Source organism: Nonomuraea sp. NPDC054003, assembly GCF_055585125.1.
On the sequence record NZ_JBVJKR010000012.1, the window covers coordinates 70,099 to 95,251 of the forward strand.

Below are 25,153 nucleotides of genomic sequence, written 5' to 3' on the forward strand. Positions count from 1 at the left end.
TCTGGCCGGAGGGCTGCAATCAACTTAGGATAGCATTACCTAACTTTGATCATCGGAGGCTGGAGATGCAGCGCACCCTGCTCGGCGGGAAGATCCATCGGGCCACCGTGACCCAGGCCGACCTGCACTACGTCGGCTCCCTCACGATCGACAAGGTCCTCATGGACGCGGCCGGGCTCGTCGAGGGCGAGCAGGTGCACGTCGTCGACATCGACAACGGGGCACGGCTGGTCACCTACGCCATCGAGGGCGCCCCCGGCTCCGGCGTCATCGGCGTCAACGGGGCGGCCGCCCATCTGGTGTCGCCGGGCGACCTCGTCATCGTCATGTCCTACCGGCAGGTGACAGAAGAGGAGCTCGGCTCGTACGTCCCGTCCGTGGTGCACGTAGACGGGCGCAACCGGATCGTCGCGCTCGGCGCGGACCCGGCCGCCCCGGTGCCCGGAGCGGCCGGGCAGGTCACCGGCCGGTGAGGTAGCCGCCCATGGTGCGGAAGACCTCGGTGGCGGGCAGGTCCGCGCCCTCGTCGGTGCGGACCCGCTCGATCACCAGCCCCCGGCTGCGCCCCCGGCGGGCGTCGGCGCCGGCGACGATGACCACGCCGTCGCCCTCGCGGATGAAGACCCGCCCGGGAGTCCCGCCGTAGACGCCCTCCGACACCGACGCCTTCAGCACCCGTACGCGCTCGCCCCGGTAGAAGGTGAAGGCGTTCGGATACGGGTCCGACTGGGCGCGCACCAGCCGCTCGATGTCCTCGGCCGGCCAGGTCCAGTCGATGCGGCTGTCCTCCGGCGAGCGTTTGTGGAAGAAGCTCGCCCTGGACCGGTCCTGGGGGACCGGGACGGCCCGGCCGGTGTCGATCAGCGTGAGGGCGTCCCGCACGATCGGCTCGATCAGCGCGACGGTCCGGTGGAACAGGTCGGTGGCCGTGTCGGACGGTCCGACGCGGACCGCGCGCTGCAGGAGGATGTCGCCGGCGTCCAGCTCCTCGTCCATCAGGTGCGCGGTGACGCCCACCTCCTCCTCGCCGTTGATCAGGGCCCAGATGAGCGGGGAGAAGCCCGCGTAGGCGGGCAGCAGCGAGTCGTGCACGTTCAGCGTGCCGTGGCGGGGCAGCCGGAAGATCTCCGGCGGGATCCAGGTGCGCCAGTTGTTGGCGACGATGATGTCCGGCTCGGCCTCCTTGAGCGCGGTGACGAGCTCGTCGTCGGGCCGGGCGCGCAGCAGCACGGGCACGCCGTGCTCGGCGGCCAGGCCGGCGACGGAGTCGTCCCAGATCTTCTCGTAGGCGTGTTCGCTCTTGGGGTGGGTCACGACGAGCGCCACGTCGTGGCCGGATCCCAGCAGTGCCTGCAACGTGCGGTGTCCCCAGGTCTGGTAGCCGAACATCGCGACCCGCATCTGCGCCTCCTGGTGGGGAGAATCCATGATTAGGTGAGCCTAACCTAAATAAGGTCGCTCAAGGAGGGCAGTTTTCCGAGCCCTGCTCGGAGTTTCCGACGCGTTCCTGGTAGGAGGACTATGCGTTTGGGAGCGCTCCCAACCGTCGTCCTAACAGAAGCGCAGATGGCGGTGAAAAGGTTGACTCGCGTGCTGACGCGAGCCTAGCGTTCCGTTTGGGAGCGATCCCAACGATCTTGCGAGTGGGGCGCGTGGCTGCCCCTTGCTGAACCCCATCACCGGCGATGAGCGCCCGTTTCGTGGCGCACGGTTCCCTTGGTGACGGGTGTCGTTTCCGCGCTACGAGGAGAATGCGTCATGGCTGTGCTCGGCGTGCTCGAAAACGAGGTCATGCGGTTGTGGTCCGAGATCCTCGGGGTCGAGGTCGCGTCCGCGGACCAGGATTTCTTCGAACTGGGCGGCCAGTCGCTGGCGATGGTCCAGTTCCTGGCCATGGTGGAGAGTGAGTTCCGGATCGAGTTGCCGGTCGAGGTGCTCTTCGTCGACGGGTTGACGGTCGCCGAGGCGGCGCGGGCCATCGAGGAGGGGTCGCGGGCCCATGCCGCGGCCGGGGAGTCCCCTTGACCACCGTCATCATGGTCACCCACGGCACGCACGGCGACGTCCTGCCGTTCGTGGGTCTTGGACGGATCCTCCGGGAACGGGGGCACCGGGTGGAGATCCTCACGCACGCCCCCTTCGAGGCGGTGGCCCGGCGCGAGGGCCTGGAGTTCACGCCCATCGACACCGAGCGCGAGTACGAGCGATACCTCTCGGACACGCCGATGCTGCTCGGCGCCGGGATGGACCGGTGGCGGCGCTTCTACGACGCCATCGGGCTGTTCGACCAGATCCGGTTCGAGTGCGAGGTGCTCAAGGCCCGTCACGTGCCGGGGGAGACGGTGTTCGTGGGGCGCCACACCACGGCGATCTCGACGCTCTTCGCCGGCGAGGTGCTGGACGTGCCCACCGCGTGGGTGGCCGTGACGCCGGTGCAGTACATGTCAGAACGCCCCGCCGTGCACATGTACCGGGAGACCATGAGCGACCGGCTCGACGCGGTGCGGGCGACGCTCGGGCTGGCGCCTGTCGGCGACTGGACGTCCTGGTTCACCTCGGCCCGGCTCCACCTGGGGCTGTGGCCGGAGTGGTTCGACCGGGCGGGGGTCGCCGCGCCGTCGCGGGTCCGGCTGACGGGGGCGCCGTACGGCGACGACACCTTCACCGACCCGGTCCCGCCCGAGGCCGAGCGCCTGCTCGACCGCGGCGCGGTGATCGTGACGGGCGGCACCGGCCGCATGATCCACGAGCGGTTCTACGCCGCCGCCGTCGCGGCGTGCGCGGCCGCGGGCGTGCCCGCCCTGGTCGTGGCCAGGCATCGGGACCTGGTGCCCGCCGACCTGCCCCAGGACGTCTCCTGGTTCCCGCACCTGCCCTTCCACCAGGTCATGGGCCGTGCCAGGGCGGTGCTGCACCACGGCGGCATCGGCACCGTGGTCAGGGCGGTGGCCGCGGGGGTCCCGCAGGTCCTGCTGGCGCACGGTTTCGACCGTTCCGACAACGGCATGCGCCTGGCCAGGCTCGGGCTCGGGTCCTGGCTGCCCGAGCGGCGGTGGACGACGGAGGAGATCGTCCCCCTGCTGAACGAGGCGCTGGCCGCCGACGGTCACCGTGAGCGGGTGGCCCCGTACGCGGGGGCGGCGCGGCCGGGGCTGCGGGCGGCCGCCGAGGCCGTCGAAGAACTGCTGCACGTCTGATCCCACCGGAGCTGACCATGTCGAACCGGAGTTGACCATGCCAGTTTTGGGAGCGCTCCCAACCCTTGTCGAATCGTTCGGGCGCCAGGCGGCGAGCACCCCGGACAGGATCGCGCTCGTCGCCGGAGACGAGCGCCTCACCTACGCCGCGCTGGACGAGGCCGTGGACCGGCTGGCCGCCAGGCTCGCCGCCGCCGGAGCCCGCCCCGGCAAGCTCGTGGGGATCTGCGCGGCCAAGTCGGCGGCCTGCGTGACGGCGATGCTCGCCGTCCTGCGGACCGGCGCGGCCTACCTGCCGCTCGACCCCGCGCACCCGGCGGCCCGCGTCGAACTCGTCCTGGCGGACTCGCGCGCGGACCTGCTGCTGACCGAGGGCGAGCCGGTCACGACCGCGGTGCCGGTGCTCCGGCTGGACGGGGAGCACCCCCCGGCCGCGCCGGTCCCCGCCGCGCCCCCGAACCCCTCGTCCCCGGCGTACGTGATCTACACCTCGGGCTCGACCGGCACGCCCAAGGGGGTGGTGGTGCCGCACCGGGCGCTGGCCAACCTGCTCGCCGGCATGCGCGAACTGGTGGGCTCGACGGCCGACGACGTCTGGCTCTCGGCCGCCTCCCTCACCTTCGACATGTCCGTGCCCGAGCTCTACCTGCCGCTCGTCACCGGAGGACGGCTGGTCCTCGTCGACCCCAAGACCGCCCTCCTCGGCAAACGGCTCGCCGCGCTGATCGAGCGCGAGGGCGTGACCCACATGCAGGCCACCCCCTCGGGCTGGCGGGTCCTGCTCTACGCCGGGTTCCGCGGCCCCCGGCTGACCGCGCTCGTCGGCGGTGAGGCGCTGCCCGCGGCCCTGGCCGGCGACCTGCGTTCCCGGGTCGGACGGCTCGTCAACATGTACGGCCCGACCGAGGCCGCCGTCTGGGCCACCTCCTGGGAGGTGCCGATCGAGCCGGGGACGGTCTCGATCGGCGACCCGCTCCCCGGCGCCACCGTCCACCTCGTGGACGACGGGCTCGACGAGGTCGGCCAGGGCGAGCTGGCGATCGGCGGCGTCTGCGTGGCCGACGGCTATCTCGGCAGGCCGGCCCTGACCGCCGACCGATTCGTCCCCGACCCCTACGGCGAGCCGGGCAGCAGGCTGTACCTGACCGGCGACGTGGTGCGGCGCACCGGCGCGGGACTGGAGTACCTGCGCCGGGCCGACACCCAGGTGAAGGTACGCGGCTACCGGGTGGAGCTCGGCGAGGTGGAGGCCGCCATGGACGGCCTGCCCGGCGTGCGGCAGTCCGTGGCGGCCGTGTCCGGCGACGCCCTGGTGGCGTTCGTCGTCGGCGACTGCCCTGACCTGCGCCGCCGGCTGGCCGCGATCCTGCCCGCGTACATGGTGCCGACCAGGGTGATCCCCCTGGACTCCGTGCCGCTCACCCCCAACGGAAAGATCGATCGGCGCGCTCTTGAGGAGAAGATATGAGCGATGTTCTGGTGGTCGTCAACCACGAGGAGCAGTACTCCGTCTGGGCCGCAGGACGGGAGCTGCCTCCCGGCTGGCGGGCCACGGGCTTCGCCGGCACCCGTGAGGAATGCCTGGCGCACATCGAGACCGTGTGGACCGACATGCGTCCCCTCAGCGTGCGCGGCGGGGGGTGAGGCGGCATGGACTCCAACCCTGACGCCGTCATCGTCGGCGCGGGCCTGGCCGGACCCCTGCTGGCGAGCATGATCGCACGGCGCGGGTACCGGGTCGACCTGGTCGAAGGCCGCCCCGACCCGCGCTCGGCCCGCCACGACAGCGGCCGATCCATCAACCTGGGCATGTCGGCGCGGGCCATCGCGGCGCTGCGCGAGGTGGGCCTGTGGCAGGAGGCGCGGCGGCTGTCCGTGCCGATGCGCGGGCGCATGGTCCACACCGCCGGCGGACGGTCGTCCTTCTACCCGTACGGCAAGGACCCGTCGCAGATCCTGCACTCCATCAGGCGGGACGCGCTGGTCTGCCTGCTGGTCGAGCACGCGGAGAAGCAGCCCGGCGTGCGGCTACGCTTCGGCACCAGGTGCGTGGCCGTCGACCGGGACGCCGCCGCCGTCACCATGGAGGACGGTAGCAAGCTGACGGCCGGCTTCGTGGTCGGCGCCGACGGCGCCTCCTCGCTCGTCAGGACCGAGATGCAGCGCGGCCTGCCGGCCGGCTTCAGCCGCGAGTACCTCGAATGGGGCTACAAGGAGATCACGATCCGGGCCAGGCCCGACGGCACGCCCGCCGTACCGCTGGAGGCGCTGCACATCTGGCCGGGCGAGCGCGGTCTGGGGGTCGCCCACCCCAACGTCGACAACAGCCTGACCTGCACGCTCTTCCTGCCGCGCGACGAGCCGCCGGACCGGGCGTCCGACGCCTTCCCGCACCTGGCGGAGCTGGTGCCCGACCTCGACGAGCAGGCGTCCGCCGCGCCGATGGGGCACCTCACGACCGTACGCACCGCGCCCTGGCACCACCGGGACACGATGGTGCTCGTCGGCGACGCGGCGCACGCCGTCTACCCCTTCTACGGCCAGGGCATGAACGCCTCGTTCGAGGACTGCCTGGCGCTCGACCGGATGCTGGCCCGGCACCCGCGCGACCGGCAGTCCGCCTTCGCCGCCTACGAGCGGTCCCGCAAGCCGCACACCGACGTGCTGGCCGAGCTGTCCGCGCAGAACTTCCTGGAGCTCCGCGACGGCATGCGCTCCCCGCTGCGGCTGGCCAGGAAGCGCCTCGACCTGCTGCTGCACAAGGCGTTCCCCGGCACCTGGGTGCCGCTCTACACGCTCGTCTCGCACACCACCGTGCCCTACGGCGAGGCGCTGCGGCGCGCTCGCCGCCAGGACCGGGTGGCCGCCGCGCTGACCGTGACAGGGGCGGGCGCGGCCGTCGCAGGCCTGCTCGCCGTGCTCGCGCGCCGCCACGGGAGGACCTCTCGATGATCACACATCCGCACGACGCATCCCTCGTGCTGTTCGACCCGGCCGACGTGGAGGTGGACCCCGCCGCGCACCCCCTGATCGGCGAGTACCGGGCCGACCTGCGGGCCGTCGTCGAATGGGCGCGCGCCTACCTGTGCCGGCCGCACCCGGAGCTCGGCCGGCTCGGGCCGGTGTGCCCGTACGCGCAGGCGTCGCTGGACCGCGGCGCCTTCCGCCTGGCCGTCCAGCCGGGCGGCGGCCACACCGTCGAGTCGTTGAGCGCGCTGCTGGCGCCCTACCGCGACTGGTTCCTCGACCTCGCCCCCCGCAGGATGCCCGCCGCGCAGTCGACGACCATCCTCGTCCTGCTGCCCGGCATGCGTGACGCGCGGGAGGTGATCGACGCCGCGCAGTGCGCGCTCAAGGACGCCTACGTGGGGCACGGCCTGATGATCGGGGAGTTCCACGACGGGCCGCCGGACAAGGCGGGGCTGTGGAACCCCGGCTTCCGCCCGCTGCGCAGCCCGGTGCCGATGCTGGTGATCAGGCACATGGTGCCGACCGACCTGCCGTTCCTGATCTCCGAGGAGGCGCATCTGGCCGCCTACCGGGATCTGTTCGGCGAGCAGGTGCCCGGGCACCTGCGGGACCTGGTGGCCAAGTCATGACCGGCACGAGCTTCCCCCTGACGCCCGCCCAGGAACGGCTCTGGTTCCTGCACCAGGCCGGACACGACCCGTCCGGCTACCACGTCTGGGGCGGGCACCGGTTACGCGGGCCCCTGGACCTCGGCGGCCTGGGCCGGGCGCTGAACCGCCTGGCCGCCAGGCACGAGGCGCTGCGCACCGGGCTGGCCGACACCGGGGACGGGCGCCCTATCCAGATCGTGAGCGACGCGGCCGAGGTGGACCTGGAGGTCGTGGAGGTCCAGGACGAGGCCGCGGCGCACGCGGCGTGCGACACGTTCGTGGCCCGGCCGTTCGCGCTCGGCCGGGCGCCGCTCATGCGGGCGCTGCTCCTCCGGCTCGCGCCGGACGACCACGTGCTCGTCCTGTGCCTGCACCACACGATCTGCGACGGGCGCTCGCTGCAGGTCCTCTTCACCGAGCTGTACGGGATGCTGGCGGGGACCTTCGAGCCCGCCGAGCCCGCCGTCCCGTTCTCGGAGTACGTCGCCCGGCTCCGCGGGGGCAGCCGGGAGCGGGCCCAGGCGGCGCGCGACTACTGGCGTTCCCGGCTGGCCGGCGCGCCCTCCCTGCTGGGCCTGCCCACCGACCGGCCCCGTCCCGCCGTACCGAGCGGGCGCGGCGCGCAGCATCGCTGGACCCTGCCCGAGCACCTGCGCGCCGGCCTGGTGGACGGCGCGCGCAGGACCAGGACGACGGTGTTCGCCATGGTCCTGGCGGCCCTGGGGGTCACCCTCGGCCGGTGCGCCGACCAGGACGACATCGTGGTCGGCTGCCCGATGGACGGCCGTACCGGGCGGGACGGCGGGACGGTCGGCATGTTCGCCAACACCGTCGCGCTGCGGCTCGACCTCGGCGGCGACCCGGCCGTGACGGACCTGCTGCGGCAGTGCAGGCGGACCGTGGCCGAGGCGCTCGCCCACGGCGGCACGCCGTTCGACGAGGTGGTTGAACTCGCCGGAGGCCGCCGCGACCTCAGCCACAACCCGCTCTTCCAGGTCATGCTCGTCATGGACCACCTGGACGGCCGGCCCCGGACCGCGGGTGACCTCCTCGTCGAACACTGGGAGCTGCCCGCGCCCGAGGCCCGCTTCGACCTCACCCTGTTCGTCACCGTGGGCGACGACATCGAGCTGTACTTGGACTACGCGGCCGACCTCTTCGACGCCGACACGGCGGCGACCCTGGCGCACCACCTCACCACCGCCCTCGAAGCCCTCACCGGCGACCCTTCCCTCCCCCTGAGCCACATCCCCTTCACCACCACCCCAACCGGAACGACCGGGGCCGCCTCCGCCGCTCCGGTCCCGGGGCTGGTTTCCGGGGAGGACGGTCCGACCGGGGCCGCCCCGGTGCCGTCCGGGGTGCAGACCGTCATCCCGCGGCTGTCCCGGGCGGGGCACCCCGTTCTGGGGGGCGGGTCATCCGGGGTGGCGGGCGAAGGTTCCGAAGAGTCCGCGCACCCCGTTCCGGAGGGTGGGGCGTCTGCGGCCGGATCCCCCGTTCCGGCCGATGGGTTGTCTGTGGCGGGGGGTGCCGCATTCTCCGAGGTGCCGGCCGGGGGCTGGGCCGGGGTGGCGGAGCTGGTTGTGCGTCAGGCTGAGCGGGGTCCGGATCGGGTCGCGGTCATGGCCGCGGGGGAGCGGTTGACGTACGGCGGGCTGGTCGCGCGGGCGCGGGAGGTGGCGGCGCGGTTGGGGCCGCTCAGCGGAGACCCTGACGCGCGTCCGGTCGTCGGGGTGTCGCTCCCGGCGGGGCCGGACGGGATCGCCGCCGTCCTCGGTGTGCTGCTCGCCGGTGCCGCGTACCTGCCGCTCGACCCCGGCCACCCGCCCGCCCGTGTCACGCACCTGCTGCGGCGGGCACAGGCTGTCGCGGTGATCGCGCCGTCCGGCAGGCTCGCCGAGCTGAACGAATTCCCGGGAGCGAAACTGCCGGTCACCGACCAGACAGGACCGAGCGGCGAGTTCGTGACAGGCCGGACGCGTCGGGTCGGTCCGGGACGTCTTGAGGGGCGGATCACGGGCGAGGTACGTCCCGGCTCCGCAGACCCGGTGCGTGCTGCCGTGCGGCCGGGGGATCCGGCGTATGTGATCTTCACGTCCGGGTCGACGGGGGCGCCCAAGGGGGTGGTGGTGTCGCACGGCGCCGTCGCGGAGTTCACCCGCTCGTTCGCCGACGTGCACGGCTTCGGCCCTGAGCACCGGGTGCTGATGCTGCCGCCGCTCACCTTCGACGCCTCCGTGGGAGACCTGTTCCCGGTGCTCACCACCGGCGGCACCCTGGTCGTCCATCCGGAGCCCGCCCGGCTGGACGGCGCGGAGCTCGTACGGTTCTGCGCCGAGCACGGCGTGACCGCCGTCGACGCGCCCGTGGCATTGTGGCGGCGCTGGGTCACCGACCTGGCCGAATCGGGCGTACCCGAGAGCTGGCCGGTCGAGATCATGATGGTCGGCGGCGAGCAGGTGCCGGTCGAGGACGCGCGCACCTGGCAGCGGGTGACACGCGGCAGGTGCGCCCTGTTCAACCACTACGGCCCCACCGAGGCCACCGTCTGCGCCACCGTGCACCGGATCGGCGGCACGGACGAGCTCGGCGACCTGGGCCGGGTGCCGATCGGCGCGCCGCTGCCGCACGTGCGCGCCCGCGTCCTGGACCGGTCGGGGCGCGCGGTGCCGACCGGCGGGGTGGGCGAGCTGCACCTGGGCGGAGCCGGCCTGGCCGACGGGTACGCGGGCGAGCCGGCGCTGACCGCGGCGGCCTTCGTGCCCGACCCCGACGGCCCCGCCGGGGCGCGCCTGTACCGTACGGGCGACCTGGCGCGGGTACGGCCGGACGGCGCGCTCGAGTTCCTGGGCCGCCGCGACCGCCAGGTGAAGATCCGCGGCCACCGGATCGAACCGGCCGAGGTCGAGCACGCCATCATGGAACATCCGGACGTCACCGACAGCGCGGTCGTCGTCTCGGGGGACCGCCTCGTCGCCTACGCGGCGACCCGCACGCCGGACCTGACGCCGGGCGCGCTCCGCGAGTTCCTGCGCGAACGGCTGCCCGGATACCTGGTGCCCGGGGCCTTCGTGCCGGTCGCCGCCATCGCGCGCACCACGCACGGGAAGGTGGACCAGGCGGCCCTGCCGCCCCCGCCAGGACCGGCGGGCGAGGCGCCCGCGACCGCCACCGAGTCGGCGCTGGCCGCGGTGTGGCAGCGGGTCATCGGCGTGCCCGACGTGCGCAGGTCGGACAACTTCTTCGAGGTGGGCGGGCACTCGTTGCTCGCCGGCCGGGTGGTGGCCGAGATCAGGCGCGAGCTCGGCGCCGACGTGTCCCTGCGCGCGGTCCTGGAGACGGCCGACCTGGCCGAGCTCGCCGCCGCCGTGGAGCGCGGCGCCGACCGGGAGCATCTCGACCTCGAACCGCTCGCCGTCCTGCCGCCCGACCTCGCCGTGCGGCCCACGCTCCCGTCTCCGGTACGGCGCGGCTCGGCCATCCTGCTGACCGGCGCCACCGGGTTCCTCGGCGCCCATCTCATCGGCGAACTCCTGGCCCGCACCGATGCCGAGATCATCTGCCTGGTCAGGGCTGGCGACGAGCACCGGGCCGGGGAACGGGTGCTGGCCAACCTGCGGGCGTACGGGCTCGACGCCCCGCCCGGCAGGCTGCGCGGGCTGCCGGGCGATCTGGGCTCGTCCCGGTTCGGCCTGGACCGGGAGCGGTTCGGCGAGCTGGCCCGCGAGGTGGAGATGATCTGCCACAACGGCGGTCAGGTGAACTTCTACGAGAGCTTCCACCGCATGCTGCCGGTCAACGTCGGCGGCACGGTCGAGGCCCTGCGGCTGGCCGGGCTCGGCGGCGCCCGCCTGCACGTCGTCTCCACCCTCGGCGTCTTCCTGGGCCTGGCCCACCGGGGCCGGGTGGTGACCGAGGCGACCGCCCCCGACGACCCGGCCGGCCTGGAGACGGGCTACGACCAGAGCAAGTGGGTGGCCGACCGGCTGGCGCGAAGGGCCAGGGACGAAGGGCTGCCGGTCGTGGTGCACCGGCCGGCGCGGGTCAGCGGGCACAGCGCGACCGGCCTGGGCAACCCGGGCGACTACTTCAGCCGCCTGCTGGCCACGTGCGTCCGCCTGCGCATGGTGCCCGACCTGCCGATAGAGGAGGACCTGGCGCCTGTGGACCATGTCGCCGCGGGCATGGCCCGCCTGATCACCGACCCCGCGACGGCCGGCGACTTCCACTACTTCAACGGCGCGACGATCTCCTACCGGGAGATCGCCGAGGCGCTCGGCGCGGACTGCGTACCGTGGGACACCTGGCGGCGCGAAGCCGCCGGCCTGGGCGCGGACAGCCCGTTCGCGCCGTTCGCGCCGGTGCTGTCCGCGGCGGACCCGCAGTTCCGGCGGCCCGTCTTCGACTGCGGGCGCACCGAGCGGGCCCTGGCCCGCGCCGGGCTCGCGTGCCCGCCCGCCGACGGCGCGCTCATCAGGCGCTACGCCGGCCGCCTGGCCGAGGTGGTGCACGCATGAACATCGTCAGGTTCGCGCTCATCTGGACGGCGTCGCTGCTGTCGTCCGTCGGCTCCAGCCTCACCACCTTCGTCCTGGGCGTCTGGGTGTACCAGACCACCGGGTCGCCGACGGAGTTCGCGCTGGTCGTGCTCAGCGGCATGCTTCCGGGCATCCTCATCGGGCCGTTCGCCGGGCTGGTCGTCGACCGGTTCGACCGGCGCAAGGTGATGATCCTCACCGACTGCCTGGCGGCCGTGTCCACGGCCGCCGTCGGCTTCCTGATCTGGGCGGACGGGCTGGCCGTGTGGCACGTCGCCCTGGCCGGAGCCGTCAGCGGCGCGTGCGGCGTCTTCCACCTGACCGCCTACCAGGCCATGACGCCGCTGCTGATCCCCGAACGTCACCTGGGCCGCGCCAACGGGCTCATGCACCTGTCCAGCGGCATCCAGATCGCCGCGCCCGTCCTCGGGGCCACGCTCCTGGCCACCGTGGGCATGGCCGGGGTGGTGGCGATCGACCTGAGCACCTTCGGCGTGGCGATGCTGGCCCTGCTGCTGATCCGGCTGCCCGCCGCGGTGCTGCGGCCCAACGTGGCCGCCGAGCGACCCGCCGTGCTGGAGGACCTCGGGGCCGGGTGGCGCCACCTGCGGTCGAGGACGGGACTGACGGCGCTGGTGGCCGCGCTGACCGGCTTCAACTTCACCTTCGCCGTCGCGGGGGTGCTGGTGCAGCCGCTGATCCTGTCGTTCGCCGGGCCCGGGGTGCTGGGCGTGCTGATGTTCGCCGGAGGCGCGGGCATGCTCGCGGGCGGCCTCGTCATGGGAGCCTGGGGCGGGCCCCGCCGGAAGATCGGCGGGATGACGGCGTTCATGGCGCTCGGGGGCGTCTTCCTCGTGCTGCACACGGTGAGCCCGTCGCCGCTGCTGGTGGGGGCGGCCGCCGCCGGGTTCCTGTTCACGCTGCCCGTGGTGAACGGCTGCGCGCACGCCGTGCTGCAGAGCCGCGTCGATCCGGCCCTGCTGGGACGGGCCATGGGCACCGTGCACACCCTCGGCTCGGCCGCCGTCCCCGTCGGTTACCTGCTGGCCGCGCCCGTGGCCGAACACCTGCTGAACCCGGCGCTGCTGCCCGGCGGGGCCCTCGCCGGCAGCGCGGGTCTGATCGTCGGCGTCGGCGAGGGACGCGGGATCGCCCTCGTGTTGCTCCTCGACGGGCTGCTCCTGCTGACCCTGGCCGGCGTCCTGGCCGCGCTCCCCGCCCTGCGCCGCCTGGACCGCCGGCCCGTCCCGGTCCCCGTCGCCTGAGAAACCCCGGGAGCCGCCCGGACCCCGGGAGTCGCCGGTTTCCCGGGAGCCGCCCGGACCTGGGAGCCGCCGGTTCCCGAGAGCCACCGTTCCCGAGAGCCACCGTTCCCGGGAGCCGCCGAGAATCGCCTGAGAGGAATCGCATGCCGGTCGACCTGCCGCCCGACGAGGTGGACGCCTTCCGCAGGGGTGACGCCCCGGCGCCGATGCTGGACCTGATCGGCCTGATGGCCTGCCACGCCGTCGGGGCCGCGCGCTCGCTGGGCGTGTTCGACGCGCTCGCGGCCGGGCCGTCGACGACGGACGAGCTCGCGGCCGCCGTCGGCGCCGACCCGACAGGGCTCGACCAGTTGCTCGGCGTCCTCCGTACCACCGGATACGTGCGCCGCCACGAGGGCCGGCACGCCAACACGCCCGCCACCGCGGCGTGGCTCTGCTCCGGCTCGCCCACCGACTACGGGCGGATCCTCGGCCTGTGGCAGGCCATCGTCGAGGAGCGGTGGGCCGGGCTCGCCGGCGCGGTGCGCTCGGGGACCCCCGCGGGGGGCTTCTACGACTGGCTCGCAGGCCGCCCCGACCTGTCCGCCGCCTTCCACGACCTGCAACGCGGGCTCGCCGAGTGGCTGGCGGACGAGGTCGTCTCGCTGGTGCCGCTGCCGGAGGGCGCCAAGGGCCTGCTCGACCTGGGCGGCGGCCACGGGGCGTACGCCGCGGCGTTCTGCCGGGCCCACCCCGGGTTGTCGGGCACGATCGTCGACGGCGCCGTCACGGACGGCTCCGACGGGAGGTTGACCTGGCGGGCCGGCGACCTGCTCACCGCCGATCTGCCCGGTGAGCAGGACGTGACCGTGCTCTTCAACGTGCTGCACGGGTTCGCCGCGCGGGACGCCGCCGCGCTCGTCGCCAGGGCGGCGGGCACGCTGCGGGCGGGAGGGCTGCTGGTCGTCCTGGAGAGCATGCCCGAGCCCTCGGGCACCACCGCCGACCTGGCCTTCGCCGCCGGGTTCTCGCTCAACCTGTGGCACACGCAAGGCGGCGCCCTGCACCCGTTGGAGACGATCCGCGGGTGGCTGAAGGCGGCGGGATGCGCCCCCGGTCCGTGGACGGAGCTCACCCGCTCGCCGTCGCACGCCCTCGTGATCGCGACCACGTAAGCGCCCGGGGCTCGCCGTCACGTCGTCCTGGTCGCGGCGACAACCGGTCGACCGCGCCGACCAGCTCAGGGCTGAGATGGTCGGCGCGGTCGAGCGTGGTCGTCCACGGGCCGGGGCCGCGGCTTCTACCGGTAGGTGATGTCGGACGAGGAGTACAGGCAGTTGACGCCGTCGGCGCCTTCGCCGATCTTGGTGGGCTCGCTGCCCTTGGGCACGCCGCGGTACTTCTCGCAGATCGTGGCGCTGCCGTACACGGTGATCCGGCTGAACCTGGCCGTGTCGCCCCAGTTGGTGTTGATGCCGGCCAGCACCTTGGTGGAACGGGCGGTGATGCCGTCCATGACCACGTGCCGCTGGTAGGAGGTGGAGCAGTTGCCGCAGGCCCGGTAGAGCTTGCCGGCGCTGTGCACCTGGAAGTTGCGGATGGTCAGGGTGCCGGCGCCGTTGTGCTGGAAGACCTTGTCGGAGGCGGACTTGGCGCCGCCGCCGTCCACCAGGTAGGCAGCCGAGCTGCTGGAGCTGCGGAAGGTGGCGGCGTCCTCGCCGACGTCGTTCCACCACACGTTCCTGATCGTGCAGGAGCCTTCGCAGTGGATGCCGTCACCGGCCGGCGCGTCGATGATGACGTTCTGGATGGTGCCGCCGTTGGCCACCACGAACATGGGGTCCTGGCTCTCGCTCTGGCCGCCGTCGCCGATGCCGTAGTAGCGCTTCATGCCGCCGTCGAAGAACGTGCCGGCGTTGCGGGTCGTGGTCTGGTGCACGCTGCCGGTGTCGGACGGCCAGGCGCCGCTGCCGTCGCCGCCGCCGCTGGTGGGGGTGATGGTCGGCGTCGGGTCAGGGTCAGGGTTGCCGCCCCCGTTCGCGGGCCGCAGCGTCCACTGCTTGGTGGCGACCGAGTCGCAGCTGTTCTGCTGGAGCGCGGCGCCGGAGGAGGTGGAGTTGTCCTTGACGTTGAGGCACTTGGCGCTGTTGGCGTTGACGATCCGGTAGTTGCTGCCCGAGGTGGTGAACTGCCAGCTCTGGGAGGCGGCGGAGGTGCACGTCTCCTGCTGGACGGCCTTGCCCGCGCTGGTGGAGGCGTCCTTGACGCCGAGGCACCTGCCGCTGTGCGCCGCCTTGAGCTGGCCGCCGCTGAGGGTGAAGACCTGTCCGGCGGCGCCGGTGCAGGTGGCCTGGGTGAGCTGCACGCCGTCGCCGGTGCTCGCGCCCGGCACGGCGGCGCACAGCCCGCTGCCCGCGTTGACCAGCGTGTAGGAGCCGTTGGACGGGGCCGCCGAGGCGGCGCCCGCCATCACGGCCACCAGCCCGCTGCTCGTCACGAGAGCGGCGGCCAGCGATAGCGCCAATCTTCTTTTTTCGCGCACGGAGAACTCCAGTTCGGTAGGGGGAGCACGGCGAGCGGGGTGGTGGGTAAGCGCTTTCCCGTCAGTGCTTCGCAGTGAAGCACAGGCGGCCGAGGCCGGGAAGGCCCAGCCGGGCGAGCCGCCTGGTCCGCCTACCGTCTTGGCTGGTCAGCCGCCCTGGGGGAGGGCGGTGGCAAGCGTGCGGACGATGAAACTTTCATCGATGCTCGTGCAAGCGGTTGCTGCGAGAGCACTCGCCTTTATCCGCCACATTCCAGCTGTCTCTGCAACCGGTTGCCACGTGCCTCGATAATTTTCCGGACGCCTTGAAGGATATTTTCGGACGAGAATGATCCATGAAAATATTTTAAATAGAGAGTGGCGAGACTATGGACGCGCCCCTGACAGGGGATGACAATCCGATCGACACACGAGATCGGGGCTACGTCAGGTAATCGTTTACCGGGCGACAACTGCTGCTCACCGACGGGCGAGGAACCTATGCGTGCAGTGCATGGCCTGATCACGACGGCGTTGATCACCGCGATCCTGGTAGTCCCCCCGCCGGAAGATGCGGGGGCCGGCCGTGTACAGGCCGTCGACCGCGGGTCGGCGGTCGAGCCGGAGCCCGCCGCGCTGGCGCGCGCCCAGCGCACCGGGAAGCGGGTCGAGGTCGAGTCGCTGCGCAGCGAGACCGCCCAGGTCTTCGCCCAGCCCGGCGGGACCTTCCTCCTGGAGCAGCACGTCCGCCCGGTGCGCGTGCGCGAGGGGGACGGCTGGGTGCCCGTCGACACCACGCTCCGCACGCGCCCCGACGGGACGGTCGAACCGGTCGCCACGGCAGTCGACATGACGTTCTCCGGCGGCGGCACGGCCCCTCTCGCCCGCCTGGCCCGGGGCGGCAAGTCGATGGAGCTCGGCTGGCACGGCGCCCTGCCCAAGCCGGTGCTGAACGGCGACACCGCCACCTACTCCGAGGTCATGCCGGGCGTGGACCTCCAGGTCACCGCCGACGTGGACGGTTTCTCCCACATCCTGGTGGTCAAGTCGCGGGCCGCCGCGGCAGGCCTGACCGAGCTGGCCTACCCGTTGTCGGCCGAGAGCCTGTCGCTGAAGACGGACGAGGCCGGCAACCTGGAGGCCGTCGACCGCAACGGCGGCACGATCTTCATCGCACCCACCCCCAAGATGTGGGACTCGGAGGGCGTCACCAGCCCGCGGGCGCTCAGGGAGGGACGCTCCCCGGACGCTCGCGAGGCCACCATGGGCGTCGAGCTCGCCGGCGGGAAACTGCTCCTCAAGCCGGACAAGAAATTGCTGACCGGCCCCGAGACGACGTTCCCCGTCTACCTGGACCCCTACTTCTCGGCCGCGCGTGGCTCGTGGACGGCGGTCTGGAAGAACCATGCCGGCAGCAACTACCTCAACGCCAGCGACATCGCCCGGGTGGGGAAGATCAGCACTTCGCAGACCAACCGCTCGTTCTTCCAGTTCACCGTCGGCCCGACAGTCCACGGCAAGCAGATCATCAACGCGACCCTGCGCACGTACGAGACGTGGTCGTACTCCTGCCAGGCCCGCAAGGTCGAAGCCTGGGGGACCGGCGCGATCAGCAAGAGCACCACCTGGAGCAAACAGCCGTACTGGTCCACCAAGCTGGCCACGGTGAACGTGGCCAAGGGCTGGGGCACGGCCTGCAAGCCCGGCGGGGTCGAGTTCAACGCCACGCCGTGGGTCGTCCGGGCCGCGTCCGAAGGCTGGACCTACGCCACCATCGGCCTGCGGGCCACCAGCGAGTCCGACGTGTACGCCTGGAAGAAGTTCAGGAACAACCCGGTCCTGGTCATCGAGTACAACTCGCTGCCCGCCACGCCCGGGATCGTCGACGTGTGGTCGGACCCCGGCGGCGCCTGCGTCTCCGGTGACGGGCGGCCCGTCAGCAGCACCGCCACGCCGAGACTCTGGGCCAAGCTGAGGGACGCCGACAACTCCGTCCGGGGCCGGTTCGAGTGGTACGCGGCCGACGGGGTCACCAAACTGGGCGAGTACGTCACGCCCATGGGCTCGACGGGCAACGCGTTCTCCGCGCTCGTGCCGCAGGGCGCGTACGCCGACGGTTCGGTGGTCCGCTGGCGCGTGCTCGCGGAGGACGGCATCGTCGGCAGCGCGTGGAGCCCCTGGTGCGAGATCAGGGTGGATTCCTCGGCGCCGGCCAGGGAGCCCGTGGTGACCTCGGCCGAGTACGGGGAGAACGCCTGGAGCGACGGTGTCGGCCTGGCGGGCACGTTCACCTTCGCGCCCAACGGCGTCGCCGACGTCGCCGGCTACCTCTACGGGCTCGACACCACGCCCGGCGCGGAGGTCGCCGCCGGGCAGAACGGCACCGCCACGATCCGGCTCACCCCGCGCCACGACGGCCCCAACATCCTCTCGGTGCGCAGCAAGGACCACGCCGGCGGGCTCGGCCCGATCCGCGCCTACATCTTCAACGTCAACCCCGGCGCCGATCCGGCGGCCCACTGGAAACTGGACGAAGGCCAGGGCACCCTCGCCGCCGACGCCGCGGGCTCCCATCCCGTGACGCTGCACGGGGCCACATGGACCTCCGGCAGGAACGGCGCCGCCCTGCGCCTCGCGAGCTCGTACGCGCAGACCCAGGGCCCGGTCGTGGACACCAGCCGCAACTTCGCCGTCGCCGCCTGGGTCCGTCTGACCGGCACCGGCGCCACGGCCACCGCGCTCACCCAGGAAGGCACGGGCACGGGAGCGTTCGCCCTGCAGTACTCGAAGCCCGACGACCGCTGGGCGCTGGCCGTCGCCGGCTCGGACTCCGCCGGCGCCCCGGCCGTGCGCGCGCTCTCCGCGGCACCGCCGAGGCTCGGCGAGTGGACCCACCTGACCGGCGTGTACGACGCCGCGGCCGGGCGGGTCTCCCTCTACGTCAACGGCAGGCTGGAATCGACCGTCGCGGCGCGGTCGTGGGCCGCCACGGGCAGTCTCACCATCGGCCGCGGCCAGGCAGGCGGCGCCGCGGAGTTCTGGCCCGGCGACGTCGACGAGGTCCGTGTCTACGGCCGGGCCGTCTTCGCCGGAGAGGTCGCCGACCTGATCCACAGCGCCACCACGCTCGTCGGCCACTGGAAGCTGGACGAGACCACGGGCGTGTCCGCGGCCGATTCCTCAGGCCGGTCGACGCCTGCCACGCTGACTGGCGGCGCGTCGTGGACCGGCGGCTGGCTCGGCGGCGGGCTCGCCCTCGACGGAGTCACCGGCCACGCCCAGACGGCCGGCCCCGCCGTGAACACCAGGACGGGGTTCACCGTCGCCGGCTGGACGCAGCTGGACTACCTCCCCGCCGGGGACGCCGCGCTCGTCGCCCAGCCGGGCGACCGGGCCGCCGGTTTCCAGCTCGGCTACGACGGGGAGCGGGGCCGGTGGATGCTCGGCATGGCCGGCGCGGACACCGACACCGCCGCCCTCGTGCGCACCCGCTCCGACGCCGTGCCGGTGCCGATGGTGTGGACGCACGTCGCGGGTGTGTACGACCCGCTCGCCGGCCAGCTCCGCGTCTACGTCGACGGCCGCCTGTCGACCACTCACACCGACCATCTCAGCCAATGGAACGCCTCAAGGCCGCTGCAACTGGGCCGTACCAAGACCGCCGGAGCCTTCACCGGTTACTGGCCGGGGACGATCGACGACATCCGCCTCTACGACGGGGTGCTCAGCGTCGAGCAGATCGCCCAACTGGCCGCGCAGTAGGACACCATCCAGAACCCCCCACTGGAGAGACGCTCATGGATGTTCCAGGCGAGTTAGAGTTACCCGAATCCCGATGGAACGGCCTCCAGCAGGCCCCTCGGCAGCCCGACATCCCCGACAGCTCATGGAACCGCTTCGAGGGAGAGAACAAGCCCGAAGCCCGCTGGCCCCGCAAGCTGGCCCCCGCCCTCACGATCTTGCTCGTGGTGCAGCTGGTGCAGGCCACACCGGCCCAGGCGGCTCCCCGCCAGGACCCGGCCGTGCAGCGGGAAGCGCCGGTCAAGGGCACTGGCGTCCCTGTCAGACCGCCCATGGCCGACCCCGCCGCCGAGCGGGCGTGGCAGAAGCCCCCGGAGGTCCGCTGGCCCCGCACGCGCAGCGCCGTGCTGGGCGGTTCCGCCGCCGTCCAGGTGGAGGACTTCCCCGTCAGGCTGGCGCCCGGAACCGCGAAGACCGCCGCCGCCCAGGCGCCGGTGAGCGTCGAACTGCTGGACACCGACCTGCCCGGCCTGGCCCTGCGGCTCAAGCCCGGAGCGGGGGTCAAGACGGCGGCCACGACCCGCCTGGAGATCGACTACTCAGGCTTCCGGCACGCCTACGGCGGCGACTACGGCTCCCGCCTGCGCGTGGTGAAGCTGGAGGAGTGCGCGCTCGACGCCGCCGCCACCGGCTGCGCCCCGTCGCTGCCGGTGAAGAGCGAGAACGACGCGGCCAAGGGCACGGTCACCGCCGAGGTCGGGACCGACGGCCTGTACGCGCTCACAGCGGCCCCCTCCGGACCGTCCGGCGACCACGCCGCCACGTCCCTGTCACCCACGGCCACGTGGAGCGTGGGCGCCCAGTCCGGCGACTTCACCTGGGGGTACGAGCTGCGCACCCCGCCCGCCCTGGGCGGCGACGAGCCGGACCTGGCGCTGGCCTACTCCTCGCAGAGCGTGGACGGCCGCACCGCCTCCACCAACAACCAGGCGTCCTGGGCCGGTGAGGGTTTCGAGCTGAACCCGGGCGGCTACATCGAACGCCGCTACAAGGCCTGCATGCTCGACGGCAAGAAGACCGGCGACCTGTGCTGGGACCAGGACAACGCCACCATGTCCCTCGACGGCACGGCCATGGAACTCGTCAAGGACGCCGCCAGCGGGCGGTGGCGGCCCAAGCGCGACGACGGGACCAGGATCGAAGCGCTCGTCGGCGCCACGAACGGTGACGACAACGGCGAGTACTGGCGGATGACGAGCCCCGACGGCACCCAGTACACCTTCGGCATGAACCGCCTCCCCCGCTGGGCCGAGACCACCGGCAACCCCGAGACGAAGTCGGTGCAGACCGTGCCGGTGTTCGGCAACAACAGCGGTGAGCCGTGCCATTCGGGCACCCCGGCCAACGCCTGGTGCCACCAGGCCTACCGGTGGAACCTCGACTACGTGGCCGACACCCACGGCAACGCCACCACGTACTGGTACGAGCACGAGACGAACCACTACGGCCGCAGCATGAAGCCGGAGCTCGGCACCCGGTACGTGCGCGCCGCCCCGCTCGCCCGCATCGACTACGGATACCTGAAGGACGAGCTGTTCACCAGGGCTCCGGCCGCCCGCGTGCTGTTCGAGAGCGCCGAGCGCTGCATCCCCTCCGGCGCCGTCACCTGCGCCCCCGGCGAGCTGAAGAAGGACACCGCGAAACACTGGCCGGACGTGCCGTTCGACCAGATCTGCGACGCCGGCGTGAAGTGCACCGACCGGCTGGCGCCGACGTTCTTCTCCCGCAAGCGGCTGGCGAAGGTCACCACCCAGATCCGCAACGCCTCCGGCCAGTACCAGCCGGTGGACTCGTGGGAACTGACGCACTCCTTCCCCGCCTCCGGGGACGGCATGAGCCCCGCGCTGTGGCTGGCCTCGATCCAGCAGTCCGGTCACGTGGGCGGCCTGCTCACGCTGCCTCCGATCACGTTCGCGGGCAAGCAGCTGCCCAACCGGGTGGACGCGCTCGAAGGGCGCCCCCCGCTGATCAAGTGGCGGGTGCAGGCGATCGGCAACGAGTCCGGCGGCGAGCTGCGTATCAACTACTCGCCCGCCGACTGCGCCCCCGGTGACACGCCGGTCGCGGACCGGAACGCCAGACGCTGCTTCCCGCAGCGCTGGGCGCCCCCGGACGAGTCCGAGGTCACCGACTGGTTCCACAAGTACCTGGTCACCCAGACGGTCGAGGTCGACCGGGTCGCGGGCTCGCCCGACGTGGTCACCGGCTACGAGTACCTGGACGGCGCCGGCTGGCGCTACGCCGAGAACATCCTGGTCAAGCCCGCGCACCGGACGTGGTCCGACTGGCGGGGGTACGGCCGCGTACGCGTGAGGGAGGGCGACGGGCAGGACACGGAGCGGACGCTCAAGGAGTACCGGTACTTCCGCGGCCTGCACGGCGACAAGCGGTCGGACGGCTCCCGGCGCAGCGAGCAGGTCGAGGACTCCGAAGGCGGCAAGCTGGACGACCTGGACCAGCTGGCCGGCTTCGAGCGCGAGGAGATCCTCTTCGACGGCGACGGCGGCGCGATCCTGACCGCGACCCTGGAGGAGCCCTGGTCGGTCAAGACCGCGGAGTCCACCCATGACGGCGTCACCAAGGCCGCGCACGTGATCCAGCCCGCCTCCATGGTCACCCGCACCGCGCTCCAGGGTGGCCGGTGGCGGCGCACCGGCGAGGCTCGCTCGTACGACGAGACGGGCCTGCTCCTGCGGGTGCACGAGAAGGGCGACCTGGCCGCCGCCGACGACGACGAGTGCGTCCGGTACAGCTACGCCAGGAACGACACCTCCTGGATGCTCGACTACACGAGCCGGATCGAGACGGTCTCGGCCGGCTGCGACACTCCGGTCGCGACCCTGGCCGCCGGCGAGGTGCTCTCGGACGAGCGGATCCAGTACGACGGGAAGGCGAACGGCCAGCCGCCCACCAAGGGCGACGTGACCTCCGTCCAGGAGCTCGTCTCCGCCGACGGCCGGACGATCACCGGCAGCGCGCACACCTATGACGCCTACGGCCGGGAGACCAGCGAGACCGACCCGGTCGGCACCAGGTCCGTCACCGCCTACAGCCCCGCCTCGGGCGCCCCCGTGACGGAGACCACCGAGACCAACGCGCTCGGCCACACCGAGCGCACCCAGCTGGAACCGGCCTGGGGCGAGCCGGTCGCCGAGGTCGACGCCAACAACCGCCGCGTCGACCTGGAGTACGACCCGCTGGGCCGGCTGACCAAGGTGTGGCAGCCCGACCGCAGCAAGGCGGCGGGGCAGTCGCCGAGCACCGAGTACACCTACCTGACCCGCAAGGACGGCCCCAGCGTCGTGACCACCAAGACGCTGCGCGCCGACGGCGGCTACACCACCAGTCACGAGCTGTACGACGGCCTGCTGCGCGAGCGCCAGACCCAGGAGCCCGCGCCCCGCGACGACCAGGCGAGCGACCCCGCGCTGCGTCACGGCCGGACGATCACCGACACCCTCTACAACTCGCAGGGCGAGGAGCACAAGGCCAACACCGGCTACTTCGCCGTCGGCACGCCGTCCACGAGCCTGATCGCGGTGGCCGACGCCGACGTGCCCAACCAGGTCGTGTCACTCTACGACGGCGCAGGCGAGCTCGACACCCAGGTCCTCAAGGCGAAGGGCGTGGAGAAGTTCCGGGTGAGCGCCCAGGTGGAGGGCGACCGCGTCCACCTGACGCCGCCGCCGGGCGGCACCGCGACCACCCGGATCGGGGACGCCGAGGACCGGCTCATCGAGCTGCGCGAGTACAAGGGCGCGACCCCGACGGGCGCGTACGAGTCCACCAAGTACACCTACGACTCCGCCGGCCGGCTGTCCACGGTGACCGACGCGGCCGGCAACGTGTGGCGTCACCACTACGACCTGCGTGGCAGGGAGATCAGGACGGAGGACCCGGACAAGGGCGTCACGACCACCACGTACAACGACGCCGACGAGGTGGTGACCACCACCGATGCCCGCGGCAGGACCCTGTGGCACGGCTACGACGCGCTGGGCCGCAGGACGCAGCTGCGCGAGGGCTCGGCCACCGGCACGCTGCTGGCCGAGTGGAAGTACGACGCGCTGGCCAAGGGCGAGCTGAACGCCGCCATCCGCTACGTGGGCGGGCAGGCGTACAAGGCCGAGATCAACGCGATCGACGCGGACTACCGCACGTTACGCCAGACCGTCACCATCCCCGCGCGGGAGGGCAAGCTGGCCGGCTCGTACGTGCTCAACACCCGCTACACGCTCGACGACGAGGTCCAGTCCGTCAGCTTCCCCGCAGCCGGCGGGCTGGCGGACGAGTCGGTCGTCTACACCTACGACGAGCTCGCCCAGCCGACCCGGGTCGCCGGTCTGTCGCCGTACGTGAGCGCGGCCCGCTACTCGAAGATGGGCGAGACCCTGCAGTACGAGCTGGGCGAGGGGACCGGGAAGACCTGGCTGACCTACACCCACGACGAGGGCACCCGCAGGACGACCGGCATCCGGCTGGACCGGGCCGGCGCCCCCGCCACCGACCTCGACCTCCGCTACGGCTACGACCCGGCCGGCAACATCACCAAGATCGAGGACCGGGCCGGCGGGCAGGACACCCAGTGCTTCAGGCACGACCACCTGCGCCGCCTGACCTCGGCGTGGACGGCCACGGACGGCTGCGCCACCGCCGGCCCGCAGGCCGCCACGATCGGCGGCGTGGCCCCGTACGCGTTCAGCTACGCCTACGACGTCACCGGCAACCGGATCAAGGAGACCAGGCACGGCTGGGGCGGCGCGCCCGACACCGTGCTCACCTCCGCCTACCCGGCGGCGGGCAGCCCCCGGCCGCACGCGCTGCAGTCCGTCGGGCAGGACCTGTTCGCCTACGACGCGTCCGGCAACACCACCAGGCGCAAGGTCGGGAACTCCGACCAGACCCTGGTCTGGGACGCCGAGGGCAACCTGGAGTCGGTGACCGAGGCGGGCAAGGTCACCTCGTTCGTGTACGACGCGGACGGGGACCGCCTGCTGCGCAAGACCCCGACCGACGCCACCCTCTACATCGACGACATGGAGCTGCGTTTCGACTACGCGAAGGACGCCGTCGAGCAGACCCGCTACTACACCGTCGGCGGCCAGCCCATCGCGGTGCGCACGCCGGACAACCAGGTGTACTTCCTGGCCGGCGACCACCAGGGCACCGCCCAGGCGGCCGTGAAAGCGAGCACCGGCGAACTCGCGGTCAGGAGGATGACGCCGTTCGGCGAGGAGCGCGGCTCACCGCCCTCCTGGTGGCCGGGGCAGCGCGGCTTCGTTGGCGGTACCCGCGACGAGACCATCGGCCTCGTCCACCTCGGCGCGCGCGAGTACGACCCCAGGAACGGCCGCTTCCTCTCCGTGGACCCGATCATCGACCCGGAGGAACCGCAGCAGCTCAACGCCTACGCCTACGCCAACAACAGCCCGGTCACCATGAGCGACCCCGACGGCCAGCTGTTCTGGTTCGCGGCCGCGGCGGTGGCGATACGGATCGCGGCCATGCTCGCCGCCAGAAGGGCGGCCGCGGCGGCGGCCGCGCGGTACGCGGCCTGGCTGGCCAGGAAGCGCGCGCTCGCGGCAGCGGCCAAGAGGCGCGCGGCCGCCGAAGCGGCCAAGCGCAAGGCGGCACTGGCCAAGAAGAAGGCGGAGGCCGCGGCCAGAGCACGGAGAATGAAGGCCGAGGCCAGGAGAAGGGCCGCGCTGGCCAGGAAGAAAGCCGCCGACATGAGGAAGCGGGCGGCGGAGGCGGCGGCGAGGCGCAGGGCCGCGATGGCGAAACGCAGGCAGCAGATCGCGGCCAAGCGCAGGCAGATCGCGGCCAAGCAGCGGAGCAGGCGCGCGAGCAAGTCCCCGAGCAGGACCACCCGGCGGCAACGGCCCGCCAACCGTCCGACCAGCCATCGGGCGGCCCAGCGACAGTCGCCGTCGAAGGCGCAGCGCGCACCGGTGAGGCAACGGCAGTCGCCGCCCGCGACCCGGCCGCATAGACAGGGCTTCGTCCAGCGTGGCGCGATCCAGCACCCCCGGGTGAAATCTGGAGTGGCTACCGGGCTCAAGTATCAAGATTGGTACGCCGATTACCCGGGCAAGGGCGTCGGGTTCATTCCGAAGTACGGGGACATGCTCAACGAACCGGGACGGGCCGGGGCGTTCGTCATAGGTTTCATCAAGGGCTTCATCAAGGTGAAGGACTGAGCGAGGCGGCCCGGCCGGTCTGGCACCGG

Annotated in this window: 14 protein-coding genes; 12 read left to right on the plus strand and 2 right to left on the minus strand. The window is 72.6% G+C overall.

What is annotated here, in order from left to right; genetic code table 11:
- Nucleotides 1–65: 65 nt before the first annotated feature.
- On the plus strand, nucleotides 66–473 hold the full coding sequence (gene panD, locus ACZ6YG_RS29415) for an aspartate 1-decarboxylase (protein ID WP_271279399.1): 408 nt from the start codon (nucleotides 66–68) through the stop codon (nucleotides 471–473).
- On the opposite strand, the gene ACZ6YG_RS29420 is transcribed toward panD, so the two are convergent.
- Nucleotides 460–1,428, minus strand: a complete 969-nt coding sequence (locus ACZ6YG_RS29420) for a methionyl-tRNA formyltransferase (protein ID WP_466019772.1) — start codon at nucleotides 1,426–1,428, stop codon at nucleotides 460–462. The genes panD and ACZ6YG_RS29420 overlap by 14 nt on opposite strands.
- A 330-nt stretch (nucleotides 1,429–1,758) precedes the next feature.
- On the opposite strand from ACZ6YG_RS29420, the gene ACZ6YG_RS29425 reads away from it, so the two are divergent.
- From ACZ6YG_RS29425 to ACZ6YG_RS29465, 9 genes are all read left to right on the plus strand, one after another.
- Nucleotides 1,759–2,025 carry a phosphopantetheine-binding protein gene (locus ACZ6YG_RS29425; protein ID WP_466019773.1) on the plus strand — a complete coding sequence of 89 codons (267 nt, stop codon included), beginning with the start codon at nucleotides 1,759–1,761 and terminating at the stop codon, nucleotides 2,023–2,025.
- Nucleotides 2,022–3,197 (plus strand): glycosyltransferase, encoded by a 1,176-nt coding sequence (locus tag ACZ6YG_RS29430; RefSeq protein ID WP_466019774.1) that lies wholly within the window; start codon nucleotides 2,022–2,024, stop codon nucleotides 3,195–3,197. The genes ACZ6YG_RS29425 and ACZ6YG_RS29430 overlap by 4 nt, the downstream gene beginning before the upstream one ends.
- A 37-nt stretch (nucleotides 3,198–3,234) precedes the next feature.
- Complete coding sequence (locus tag ACZ6YG_RS29435) at nucleotides 3,235–4,665, plus strand: amino acid adenylation domain-containing protein (protein WP_466019775.1); 1,431 nt, start codon at nucleotides 3,235–3,237, stop codon at nucleotides 4,663–4,665.
- A complete protein-coding gene (locus ACZ6YG_RS29440; protein ID WP_148033132.1) occupies nucleotides 4,662–4,841 on the plus strand; it encodes an MbtH family protein in 180 nt (59 codons plus the stop codon). The genes ACZ6YG_RS29435 and ACZ6YG_RS29440 overlap by 4 nt, the downstream gene beginning before the upstream one ends.
- A 6-nt stretch (nucleotides 4,842–4,847) precedes the next feature.
- A complete protein-coding gene (locus tag ACZ6YG_RS29445; RefSeq protein WP_466019776.1) occupies nucleotides 4,848–6,149 on the plus strand; it encodes an FAD-dependent oxidoreductase in 1,302 nt (433 codons plus the stop codon).
- Nucleotides 6,146–6,796, plus strand: coding sequence for a DUF6875 domain-containing protein (locus ACZ6YG_RS29450; protein ID WP_466019777.1), 651 nt, complete (start codon nucleotides 6,146–6,148; stop codon nucleotides 6,794–6,796). Before ACZ6YG_RS29445 ends, ACZ6YG_RS29450 begins: the two co-directional genes overlap by 4 nt.
- Nucleotides 6,793–11,337: a non-ribosomal peptide synthetase gene (locus tag ACZ6YG_RS29455; protein ID WP_466019778.1), complete on the plus strand. Its 4,545-nt coding sequence runs from the start codon at nucleotides 6,793–6,795 to the stop codon at nucleotides 11,335–11,337. The genes ACZ6YG_RS29450 and ACZ6YG_RS29455 overlap by 4 nt, the downstream gene beginning before the upstream one ends.
- Nucleotides 11,334–12,623: an MFS transporter gene (locus ACZ6YG_RS29460; RefSeq protein WP_148033128.1), complete on the plus strand. Its 1,290-nt coding sequence runs from the start codon at nucleotides 11,334–11,336 to the stop codon at nucleotides 12,621–12,623. Before ACZ6YG_RS29455 ends, ACZ6YG_RS29460 begins: the two co-directional genes overlap by 4 nt.
- Before the next feature lie 143 nt (nucleotides 12,624–12,766).
- A complete protein-coding gene (locus ACZ6YG_RS29465; RefSeq protein ID WP_466019779.1) occupies nucleotides 12,767–13,777 on the plus strand; it encodes a methyltransferase in 1,011 nt (336 codons plus the stop codon).
- 125 nt (nucleotides 13,778–13,902) lie between these two features.
- Here the strand turns inward: ACZ6YG_RS29465 and ACZ6YG_RS29470 are convergent, their stop codons facing one another.
- Nucleotides 13,903–15,144, minus strand: a complete 1,242-nt coding sequence (locus ACZ6YG_RS29470) for a pectate lyase (protein ID WP_261808723.1) — start codon at nucleotides 15,142–15,144, stop codon at nucleotides 13,903–13,905.
- Between the two features lie 480 nt (nucleotides 15,145–15,624).
- On the opposite strand from ACZ6YG_RS29470, the gene ACZ6YG_RS29475 reads away from it, so the two are divergent.
- Together ACZ6YG_RS29475 and ACZ6YG_RS29480 are read left to right on the plus strand one after the other, a co-directional pair.
- Nucleotides 15,625–18,885: a LamG-like jellyroll fold domain-containing protein gene (locus ACZ6YG_RS29475; protein WP_466019780.1), complete on the plus strand. Its 3,261-nt coding sequence runs from the start codon at nucleotides 15,625–15,627 to the stop codon at nucleotides 18,883–18,885.
- A gap of 35 nt (nucleotides 18,886–18,920) precedes the next feature.
- Nucleotides 18,921–25,124 carry an RHS repeat domain-containing protein gene (locus ACZ6YG_RS29480; RefSeq protein ID WP_466019781.1) on the plus strand — a complete coding sequence of 2,068 codons (6,204 nt, stop codon included), beginning with the start codon at nucleotides 18,921–18,923 and terminating at the stop codon, nucleotides 25,122–25,124.
- Nucleotides 25,125–25,153 lie beyond the last annotated feature (29 nt).

Coding starts and splice junctions, on each gene's coding strand:
- panD (WP_271279399.1), top strand. CDS start 66: ATGCAGCGCACCCTGCTCGGCGGGAAGATCCATCGGGCCACCGTGACC.
- ACZ6YG_RS29420 (WP_466019772.1), bottom strand. CDS start 1,428: ATGGATTCTCCCCACCAGGAGGCGCAGATGCGGGTCGCGATGTTCGGC.
- ACZ6YG_RS29425 (WP_466019773.1), top strand. CDS start 1,759: ATGGCTGTGCTCGGCGTGCTCGAAAACGAGGTCATGCGGTTGTGGTCC.
- ACZ6YG_RS29435 (WP_466019775.1), top strand. CDS start 3,235: ATGCCAGTTTTGGGAGCGCTCCCAACCCTTGTCGAATCGTTCGGGCGC.
- ACZ6YG_RS29440 (WP_148033132.1), top strand. CDS start 4,662: ATGAGCGATGTTCTGGTGGTCGTCAACCACGAGGAGCAGTACTCCGTC.
- ACZ6YG_RS29445 (WP_466019776.1), top strand. CDS start 4,848: ATGGACTCCAACCCTGACGCCGTCATCGTCGGCGCGGGCCTGGCCGGA.
- ACZ6YG_RS29450 (WP_466019777.1), top strand. CDS start 6,146: ATGATCACACATCCGCACGACGCATCCCTCGTGCTGTTCGACCCGGCC.
- ACZ6YG_RS29455 (WP_466019778.1), top strand. CDS start 6,793: ATGACCGGCACGAGCTTCCCCCTGACGCCCGCCCAGGAACGGCTCTGG.
- ACZ6YG_RS29460 (WP_148033128.1), top strand. CDS start 11,334: ATGAACATCGTCAGGTTCGCGCTCATCTGGACGGCGTCGCTGCTGTCG.
- ACZ6YG_RS29465 (WP_466019779.1), top strand. CDS start 12,767: ATGCCGGTCGACCTGCCGCCCGACGAGGTGGACGCCTTCCGCAGGGGT.
- ACZ6YG_RS29475 (WP_466019780.1), top strand. CDS start 15,625: ATGCGTGCAGTGCATGGCCTGATCACGACGGCGTTGATCACCGCGATC.
- ACZ6YG_RS29480 (WP_466019781.1), top strand. CDS start 18,921: ATGGATGTTCCAGGCGAGTTAGAGTTACCCGAATCCCGATGGAACGGC.